This window comes from Actinomadura rifamycini DSM 43936 (genome assembly GCF_000425065.1).
In the GTDB taxonomy this organism is placed as follows: domain Bacteria; phylum Actinomycetota; class Actinomycetes; order Streptosporangiales; family Streptosporangiaceae; genus Spirillospora; species Spirillospora rifamycini.
In genome coordinates, this window is record NZ_AULB01000061.1 from 1 (window position 1) to 9,061 (window position 9,061).

A 9,061-nucleotide genomic window follows, 5' to 3' on the forward strand; every position below is an offset into this window, starting at 1 on the left:
AAGAAGGCCGCGGCTTTTTTCAGGAACTCGTTCTCTTCGCGGAGTTTGCGGTTCTCGCGTTCGAGTTCGCGTTCCCGGAGGCTCTTCGGGGCGCCGGCCGGTGTGGTGGACGCGTCGTCGCCGTGGCGTCTGCGGTAGTCCTTGACCCAGTTGCCCAGGGTGGTGTCGTGGATGCCGACCTCACGGGCCACATGGGCGATGGGGCGCGGGCCGTCCAGGACCATCCGGACGATCTCGTCCTTGTGCTCCTGGGTGAAATGCCGCCTCTGTCGTGCCAACGACCTTCCCTTCCGGTTCTCCCCAACTCTAGTTGGGGCCCTGTCCGGAAGATCCGTGGCACCTCAAGCCCCAGGTTGCGCCTGGCTTGGGCGCTCTGTCTCGGCCCGACTTTGCAGCGAGCCTCCGGTAGTGCAACTGAACCGGGGGACCCGCTGAAATCGGCTTGTTGAACACCACGCTCCGTCCGTATTCCTGAAGGTTCTCATGCGGCGGCTCCACCCAGGGCGTGGCGCCGCCCGCCGTGACCCCTCGGAGGGGCAATGAGGTGAGTCCGCGCCCAGGCGTGCCCGGCCAGCAGGAAACTCAACCAGTTGCGACCCCAACAGCGGTGGGAGCAAACGTGCTCGTCAGCATAGTGATGCCCCTCTCGAGACATGCGCCAACAAGATCGACTCGTGGTTAAGTTTGCTGCTTTGCGAGACATCGCCCCGTCTGTGGGCGTACCTTCTGGGCCAGGTCGCTGCGCTGCGTATCCACACCATGACAGCGGCCACCGACAAAGCTGCCCAGCGACGATTCGTCGCGGGGTTTATACGGGGCGAGGAGGACGGGGGTGTCGTCGTGCGGTTGCGGTTGACCTTCCATACCGGGGCACGTGAGCTCGCGTGGGACGAGGTGCTGGCTCCGGGACGAGCGTTGTCCTACGGGCTGCTCGAACGCGGCGCGCCCCAGCTCGGGCAGGCGCTTCATGCGAAGGGCTGGGGGGAACACGGGCTGGTCCCGTTCGGGTACGGAGCTCCGGTCTTCCCCGCAGCCAGACGCCGGCGCGGGGTGTACGCGAGTGACGGGCCGGGCGTCCTGGAGTTCGGCAGTCCCCTGCCGGATGTCGTGGAGGGCTGGGCCGCCGCGCTGGCATCGACGCCCGTGCTCGCTTGGGGCGCGACCGCGTTCATCATCGACCACATCGAGCGCCTGGACGTGCTCGACTTCTCTTCTGGACGGGCGGTCTTCCGCACGGTGACGCCCGTGGTGATGAAGTCCTCGGGACGGGACGAGTCCGGTGTGCGCACTCGACGCCAGGCATGGTGCCTGCCGGGCGAGCCCGAGTGGGACGTCTACATGCAGGGCAACCTGCGCCGCAAGGCCGAGACCCTCGGGTTGGATCCGGACGTCACGCTGGAGGCCGTCGGCTGGGTGGGGCCCAAGCGGTCGTTCGCGGTGGGCAGCGCACGCGGTGGCGGAGGCAAGAAGCCGGGCGCGTGCGTAGAGGTGACGATCTCGGGGGCACCCGAAACCCTCACGGCACTGCACTCGTGGGGGCTCGGGCAGGCCAACAGCACGGGGATGGGCTGGATCGGTGTCTGACCGCGCCACAACACCCGGGGCCGACACAACGGCTAAGGAGGCATTGCCCGACTCGGTCGTGCTCACCGCGAGTCCCCTGCAGCGCATCGGGGCCTTCGCCCTCGCCACCCTGGCCGAGGTGGGGGGTCCCGAGCAGGTGGTCGGTGACGTGCTCGCCAAGGCAGTGCAGCGGATGACCGATGACCTGCTGGGCACGGTCAAAGTCGCCAAGGCGGCCGATCCCGGCGGGTTCTGGTTGGCGGCGAGTTACCTGCTGTGGCCGAATTCGAAGCTGAATCCGACCGCACGGGGCAAGCAGTCCCACGACGAGCGTCGGCGATTGATCGGCGAGTGGCGGGCCCCGCGTGACCCGGCCGATTGGCCGGGTGTGTCGTGCGCGTACTGCGGGCGGGCGGCGTGCGACTGGTTCGGGAAGGTCGACATCCCGCTCGGTGCGAGCGTCGCCCACCGCAACACGACGGCACCGGGGCACGAGGGGACGCCTCTGTGCTACCCGTGCGTCGCGAGCCTCTGGGCGTTCCCCTATGGGGCGACGATCTCGGGCGGGAGAGCGGCGGCGATCCATTCGTGGGACGACGTCTTCCTGGCGAACATGACCAGGGACGCGGTGAGGCGGACGTGGGAAGTATCGGTCGTCGGAGCGCCCAAGGCCGGGAAGCTTGGCCCATACGCTCACGAGTTGCGTGTGCTGACCGCCGTCCGGGCGTACAGCAGGCGCATCACTGCCGGTGTGGAACTGCTCGTCCTGTCCAATTCGAACAAGGTGCAGCTGCTCACCACACAGGAGTTGCAGCAACCCATCGCCGAGTGGCTCCGTTCCACCAACCGCGATCCCGAGCGCCGAGCCGGCTATCCGGCGCTGGTGGCGTCACAAGCCACCAAGCAGGTTCCGGGTGAAGCGTTTCTGGCCAAGCGAGCATTCGCGCGTCCGGCGCAGGTGCTGGATTTCGCGGTCGGCCACCTGCTGAGCCGGGTCTCGGCGACTGTGCCGCTGCCTGCGGAGACGTCGAAGCTCGGCCCCCTTCTGTACTCCTACTGCCGCGAGGTACTGACCATGGACGACAAGGACGTCGAGCGGATCAAGGAGCTGGCGCAACGGCTCGCCGCCTTGCTCGGGCAGGACGACCGGCCGGGGCCGTTCCGCGACTTCATCCGAGCGAACTCCCGAGGCGGGAACCTGTACGGCTGGTTCCGTTCCAAGGGTGTGGACTGGCTTCTGTTCCCCCGCCCCGAAGGCATGCCGCCCGTGCTGCTGCCAGTGCAGGACTACCGGCTGCTGTTCGAGGACGAGCGGTCCTGGTCGTGGCGACGGCTGCTGGTGTTCGCCGTCCTGGAGGCCCTGGCCGACGCCGGCTGGCGCCCCAAGGGGTCGAAGGAAGAACTCGAAGAGATCAAGGAACTGGCCGATGCAGTGGGCGTCGACCAGGAGGAAGGAGCCGCGCGGTGACGTTCCTGGCAGGGCAGAGCATCCTGGAGATCAAGGCCGGGGCACCCAACAACGGCCGCGGCGAGGACAACCGCGGCATGGTCAAGCAGTTCAAGGTCGGCGAAAGGCACACGTACCCGTACGTGTCGGCGCAGGCGAGCCGCCGCTGGCTGCGCGACAGCCTGCCGACGGGCGAGCCGACCTCGCCGGTCGTCCGGAGCGGAGAAGGCAAGAAGCAGCAGGCATACACCCACGGACGCCCCGACCTGTACCTGGACGATGACCTGTTCGGCTACATGATCGCGGTCAAGAGCGAAGGGGCGGGCGCCAAGTCGAACACGTTCATGCGGGACACGGTTCTGGCGACCGGCACCCTGGTGGCGATCACGCCGAACAAGCCCGAGATGGACTTCGGCACGATGAGCCGGGACTTCGGCCCCGGCACGCACCCCGTCATCCACGAGCACCAGATGTACACCGCCGACCTCGCGGGTGACCTGCTGCTGGACCTGCCGCGAGTGGGCACGTTCGAGATGTCGGGCACCACGACCAAGGCCGCGCTGCCCGACGCGGTCGCTGCCGAGGTGCTCGGCAAGGGCGGCGGCGAAGTGACGCTGCGCGGCGTCCGGTGCGTGCGCCTGCCCATCGACGAACGCCGCCGCCGGGTCGCCGTGCTGCTGCGGACGATGGCGATGGTCAAGGGCGGGGCCAAGCAGTCGGCGCATTACGGTGACCGGACGCCGGCCTTGGTGATCCTCGCGCCGATGAAGGGCGGCACCAATCCGTTCACCCGTGTGGTGCGCGAGCGCGAGAAGGCGACGTACTTCGACGCGGACATCCTGCGCGAAGAGATCACGGCGTGGGCGGACGAACTGGACGGCCCCGTTCGCATCGGCTGGGCCCCCGGTTTCTTGGGCGGCCAACGCGACCGTGCGCAGAGCGACCTCGCCGACCTCGTCAAGGACGAGCGGCTCGTCCTCGCGCACCCCCGGACGATGCTGAACGGCCTGGCCGACGAGATCGAGGCCGGCGACCACGACGCCTGGTTCGACGACCCCGCGGCGTAGCGCCCTGCGGTGATCGCCCCTGTGAGGGGATCTGCTGTCCAGCCCGTGAGGAGGCACGCCATGCCAGAGGCACTGGAACTGACCATCACCGCCCCGATCGTCAGTTTCCGCAACCCTCTCTACGACGGGCTGCAGGTCGGTCTCCCCTGCCCGCCGCCCTCGACGGTCGGCGGATTGCTCGCCGCCGCGGCCGGAGGCTGGGACCAGGTTCCCATCCAAACCCGCTTCGCCATGACCTTCCACGCCGCCGCCACCGGCGACGACCTGGAGACCTACCATCCCCTCGGCAGCCCCGGGACGACCACCAACACCACCATCAAGAATCGCGAGTTCCTCGCACTCACCACACTGACCCTCTGGCTCACCGACGACCTCGACCTGTGGTGGCGGGCCATGCGTCGTCCGGTATGGCCGCTGAAGCTGGGCCGCAGCCAGGACCTGGTGTCCGCTCGCGTCAAGCGCACCGAACTCGCCGTCGGCTCCGGCATCCAGGGACATGCCGTCCTGCCCGCCGACGTCCCCGGCGCAGTCGGAACTGCCTTGCGGCTCACCACGATGATCTCGGCCGATCGAGCGCACACCCGATGGGACAGCTACCGATATGCAGCCGGCGGCGCGCGAGCCCAGATCGACACGGGCCTGACCACCGAACACGGGCAGGCGGTGGCCCTGCTGCCGCTCGTCCATCCCAGCCACATGACCCGCGTCGCCTGAACGTCCTGGAGCACTGCCGTGGGCGAACTGCGCGCGAAGAGTTCGACAAGGCCGGGAACACCCGGCGAGCTGCTGACCGATCACCTGCTGAACACCCTGAAAGCACTCCTGGCAATCCGGGCGCGCATCGGCGACATCCCCGGCATGCCGCCGGACTTCTGGACGTGGGCCGCGCTGGCCGCACTGCTGCACGACCCGGGAAAGCTGCCGGACGGCTTCCAGCGAATGATCGGCAACACGTCGCAGCAACCGACCATCTGGGGAGAACGCCACGAGGTCCTGTCGCTCGGCTTCGTCGACCGGCTGCTGGCGCACCTGCCCGATGAACACCGCCTGTGGGTCGCCGCCGCCGTGGCAGGACACCACCGGCCATTCACGAGCGGGCTGGACGCATCGTCCAAACAGACGCTGATCACCCAGTACGGCGATGACACATCGACGGGCTTCGCACGCCGGTTCTCCCCCGCCGACCAGGCACGCTTGACCGAGTTGGTGACTTGGCTGCACATGACCGCCGACGAGTTCGGCCTGCCCGTCACCCGCCCTGCACCCCAGCTCTCTCTCCGACAGCTCACCGACTCCGCGCACAAGCTGTTCACCGCGTTGATGGACCGCTGGGAGTGGTCGCTGCCGTCCGATGACCCCGCCGGGGCGACGGCAGTGCTGCTGCTGGGCGCGGTCACCATGGCCGACCACCTCTCTTCGGCGCATGCGTCCCTGCTCACCCGGCATCCGCTGACGGCCGATTACCCCGCCCAGCTGACCGCCCGCCTCACCGAAGGCGGCCACTCTCTCCGCCCGCAGCAGCGTGAGGCGGCCGAAACGAACGGCCACCTGCTTCTACGCTCGTGGACCGGCAGCGGAAAGACCGAAGCCGTGCTGCTGTGGGCCGTCAACCAGATGGGCGATCTCTCTCGACGCACCGGTGGCAACCCGCGCCTCTTCTACCTCCTGCCCTACCTGGCCAGCATCAACGCCATGACCGAGCGCCTCGGCAACGAGCTCGGGTCACCGGACGGCATCGGCGTGGCGCACTCCAAAGCCGCCTCGTACCACCTCGCCCGATCGCTCGCAGATGGATGCCCCAGCGAAGGCGGCGACGATGCGGCCGACAAGGCCCATTCGCGCGCCGAGGCGACCCGCAACTTTCGGGAACTGCTGCGCGTGGGGACGCCCTATCAACTCCTCAAGGGGGCAATGGCGGGCCCCGTCCACTCCAGCATCCTCACCGACAGCGCCAACTCGCTCTTCGTCCTCGACGAACTACACGCCTACGACACCCGCCGCCTCGGCATGATCCTGGCCATGATGCGGTTCTGGCTCGACGTCGGCGGCCGCATCGCCGTCCTGTCCGCGACGATGCCCACCGCTCTCACCAAGCTGGTCGGCGAAACCCTCGATGGACAGACCCACCTCATCGAACCTCCGCCTGGGACGCCCGTCCCGGTCCGACACCGGCTCCAGATCCGGCAGGAGCACCTCACCGACGACTCGTCCCTCGACGAAATGCGGGAACGGCTCACTCGAAATCAGTCTGTGCTCGTCGTCGCGAACAACGTCCGTGACGCGATCACGATCTTCGAGAACCTGGCGCCGTTCTGCACCGAACTGCACGGCGAACACTCCGCGCACCTGCTCCACGCACGCTTCCGTCGCATGGACCGCACCGCCATCGAGGAAGCGATCACGACCCGTTTCGCCGCACGCCGTCCCCGTCGGCCAGGATTGCTCGTCGGAACGCAGGCCCTCGAAGTCTCCCTCGACCTGGACTTCGACGCATGCCACACCTCGGCCGCCGAACTAGAGGCCCTCATCCAGCGGTTCGGCCGCGTCAACCGCCTCGCCAGCCTTGATCCGGCGCCCGTCGTCGTCCATCGGCCCGCCTACACCGCCCGACGCTCGGGTCCCGACCTCTGGGCCGACGGCGTCTACGCCGCCGCCCCCACCCAGCACGCGTGGGACATCCTCACCCGGCATGACGGCCAGACCATCGACGAACGGATCATCACCACCTGGCTCGACGAAATTTACGACGGCCCCTGGGGAGCCCAGTGGCGGGACGACGTCGAGAACCATCGCGAACTATTCCACCGCGCGTTCCTCCAATTCGCCAGTCCCTTCGCGGACCGCACGGACCTGGCTCAAGAGTTCGACGAACAGTTCGACGGATCCGAAGCCATCCTCTCCAACGATCGTGAAGACTACGAAGACGCGCTAAGAGGAGCGTCCAGCAAGAAAAGTGGCCGCCTCTACGCCGATCAGTTCCTCATCCCCCTGCCCGCATGGGCCAAAGGCCTCGGCGCGTACGACAAGACCCTGCAGGTCCGTCTCATCGACGCCGTCTACGATCCACGCCTCGGCCTCCAGTCGATCAACCAGGACCCGCGGCAGATCTACCAGCCGGGTGAGGTCCTGTGATCGGCGCAGACGACGTGGGTGGCGTCCACATCAAGTACCTGTACCACTGTCGCCGCCAGCTATGGCTGTACTTGAGAGGCATCCGCCCGGAGCACCTGAGCAGCACCGTTCAACTCGGCGAGGCCGTCCACGACACCTCGTACACCCGCAATACAGCCGTCGACCTGGGATCAGCCCGGCTCGACTTCGTCGACGGACAGCACTGGGTTCACGAGGTCAAGTCGTCGTCTCGCCCTACAGCAGCCGACCAAGCACAAGGCCGGCACTACTGCTACCGGCTACAACTCATCGGTATCGACGCCCAAGGCGCGGTCCTGCACTATCCCAAGACCCGACGGACTCACCGCTGTCCCTACACGGCAGAGGCAGCCGCCCAGGCAGAAGCCGACATCGCCGAAGTCCTCACGGTCGCTGCGCAACCGACCTCGCCCGAGCGCTTGGCGCGCTCGTCCTGCCGGGGATGCAGCTTCACCGACTACTGCTGGACGGAATGAATGCCTGCCGCTACTCGCACCTACTGGCTGACCACCCCATGCCGCATCCGCCGCAAAGACGAATCCCTCGTCATTGAACGCGAGAGTGCAGGCAAGGTCCATATTCCGATCACCGATGTCCGAGACATCGTCGCCTGCGCAGAGACGGACATCAACACCGCCGTGGTCGCCCTGCTCAACCGCCACCGCATCAACGTGCACCTACTCAGCTACTACGGGGACTACGCGGGTTCGCTCCTCACCGCTGACACCAGCACGTCCGGAGAAACCGTCCTCGCCCAGGCACGTCTCGTGGAGAACCCTGAAGCGGCCCTCCACATCGCCCGCAGCATCGTGGACGCCACCGCCTTCAACACCCGGCGGGTCATCGATCGGAAACTCCTTGCGCGACCATACTCGGTCCTGCAAGAGAAACTGCCCACAGCAGAAAACTCCGCACACCTCATGGGCATCGAAGGCAACTTCCGCCGTTCCGCCTGGGAAGTGCTCGACTCCAAGCTTCCCGATTGGCTGCAACTCGAAGGGCGAAGCCGCCGCCCACCCAAGAACGCCGGAAACGCGTTCATCAGTTACGTCAACGGCATCATCTACGCTCGCATGCTGACCGCCCTGCGCCTGACCCCGCTGCACACCGGGATCGCCTTCCTCCACAGCAGCATGGAACGCCAACGCCACTCCCTGGTGCTCGACCTCGCCGAGATGTTCAAGCCGCTGTTCGCCGAGCGCCTGCTCCTGCGCATGGCCGCACGCAACCAGCTCAAGGAACATCACTTCGACCGCGAGGTCAACCAGGCCATGCTCAGCGAAAGCGGCCGCAAACTCGTTGTTCAAACCGTCCGCGACGAACTCGCCACCACCGTCACTCACCGCACCCTCGGCCGGCCCGTCGCCTACGACGAACTGCTCTACCTGGACGCACTCGCCCTGACACGCCGCTGTTTGGAAGGCACGCCCTACAAACCCTTCCGCATCTGGTGGTGAGCCCGCATGCACGTCATCGTCGTCTACGACACCGCCGCCGAGCGCAATCCCCGCATCCTGCGCACCTGCCGCAAATACCTGCACCACGTCCAACGCAGTGAGGTGCCACGGATCTTCCGGACAGGGCCCCAACTAGAGTTGGGGAGAACCGGAAGGGAAGGTCGTTGGCACGACAGAGGCGGCATTTCACCCAGGAGCACAAGGACGAGATCGTCCGCATGGTCCTGGACGGCCCGCGCCCCATCGCCCATGTGGCCCGTGAGGGCGGCATCCACGACACCACCCTGGGCAACTGGGTCAAGGACTACCGCAGACGCCACGGCGACGACGCGTCCACCACACCGGCCGGCGCCCCGAAGAGCCTCCGGGAACGCGAA

General features: G+C 67.2%; 9 protein-coding genes. 8 read left to right on the top strand and 1 reads right to left on the bottom strand.

All coding sequences use genetic code 11. From position 1 onward, the window contains the following. Window positions 1–278 (bottom strand): transposase (locus H505_RS0133165; RefSeq protein WP_026403339.1); only part of this gene is annotated, 278 nt, incomplete at its 3' end. A gap of 772 nt (window positions 279–1,050) precedes the next feature. On the opposite strand from H505_RS0133165, the gene H505_RS0133170 reads away from it, so the two are divergent. From H505_RS0133170 to H505_RS49530, 8 genes are all read left to right on the top strand, one after another. Further along, window positions 1,051–1,584: a CRISPR-associated endoribonuclease Cas6 gene (locus H505_RS0133170; RefSeq protein WP_245592691.1), complete on the top strand. Its 534-nt coding sequence runs from the start codon at window positions 1,051–1,053 to the stop codon at window positions 1,582–1,584. Between the two features lie 43 nt (window positions 1,585–1,627). Next, complete coding sequence (locus tag H505_RS0133175; protein WP_026405384.1) at window positions 1,628–3,031, top strand: hypothetical protein; 1,404 nt, start codon at window positions 1,628–1,630, stop codon at window positions 3,029–3,031. Further along, entirely contained in the window at window positions 3,028–4,077 is a 1,050-nt protein-coding gene (gene cas7i / locus H505_RS0133180) for a type I-B CRISPR-associated protein Cas7/Cst2/DevR (protein ID WP_026405385.1), read from the top strand. Before H505_RS0133175 ends, cas7i begins: the two co-directional genes overlap by 4 nt. A 60-nt stretch (window positions 4,078–4,137) precedes the next feature. Next, entirely contained in the window at window positions 4,138–4,791 is a 654-nt protein-coding gene (gene cas5, locus H505_RS0133185) for a CRISPR-associated protein Cas5 (RefSeq protein ID WP_034521132.1), read from the top strand. Window positions 4,792–4,809: 18 nt separating this feature from the next. Continuing rightward, entirely contained in the window at window positions 4,810–7,209 is a 2,400-nt protein-coding gene (locus H505_RS0133190; protein ID WP_026405387.1) for a CRISPR-associated helicase/endonuclease Cas3, read from the top strand. Next, a complete protein-coding gene (locus H505_RS0133195) occupies window positions 7,206–7,703 on the top strand; it encodes a CRISPR-associated protein Cas4 (RefSeq protein WP_026405388.1) in 498 nt (165 codons plus the stop codon). Before H505_RS0133190 ends, H505_RS0133195 begins: the two co-directional genes overlap by 4 nt. After that, complete coding sequence (gene cas1b, locus H505_RS0133200; protein ID WP_026405389.1) at window positions 7,704–8,684, top strand: type I-B CRISPR-associated endonuclease Cas1b; 981 nt, start codon at window positions 7,704–7,706, stop codon at window positions 8,682–8,684. Between the two features lie 164 nt (window positions 8,685–8,848). Next, window positions 8,849–9,061: transposase (locus tag H505_RS49530; RefSeq protein ID WP_157433233.1), on the top strand; the 213-nt coding region annotated here is incomplete at its 3' end.

Coding starts and splice junctions, on each gene's coding strand:
- cas5 (WP_034521132.1), top strand. CDS start 4,138: ATGCCAGAGGCACTGGAACTGACCATCACCGCCCCGATCGTCAGTTTC.
- cas1b (WP_026405389.1), top strand. CDS start 7,704: ATGCCTGCCGCTACTCGCACCTACTGGCTGACCACCCCATGCCGCATC.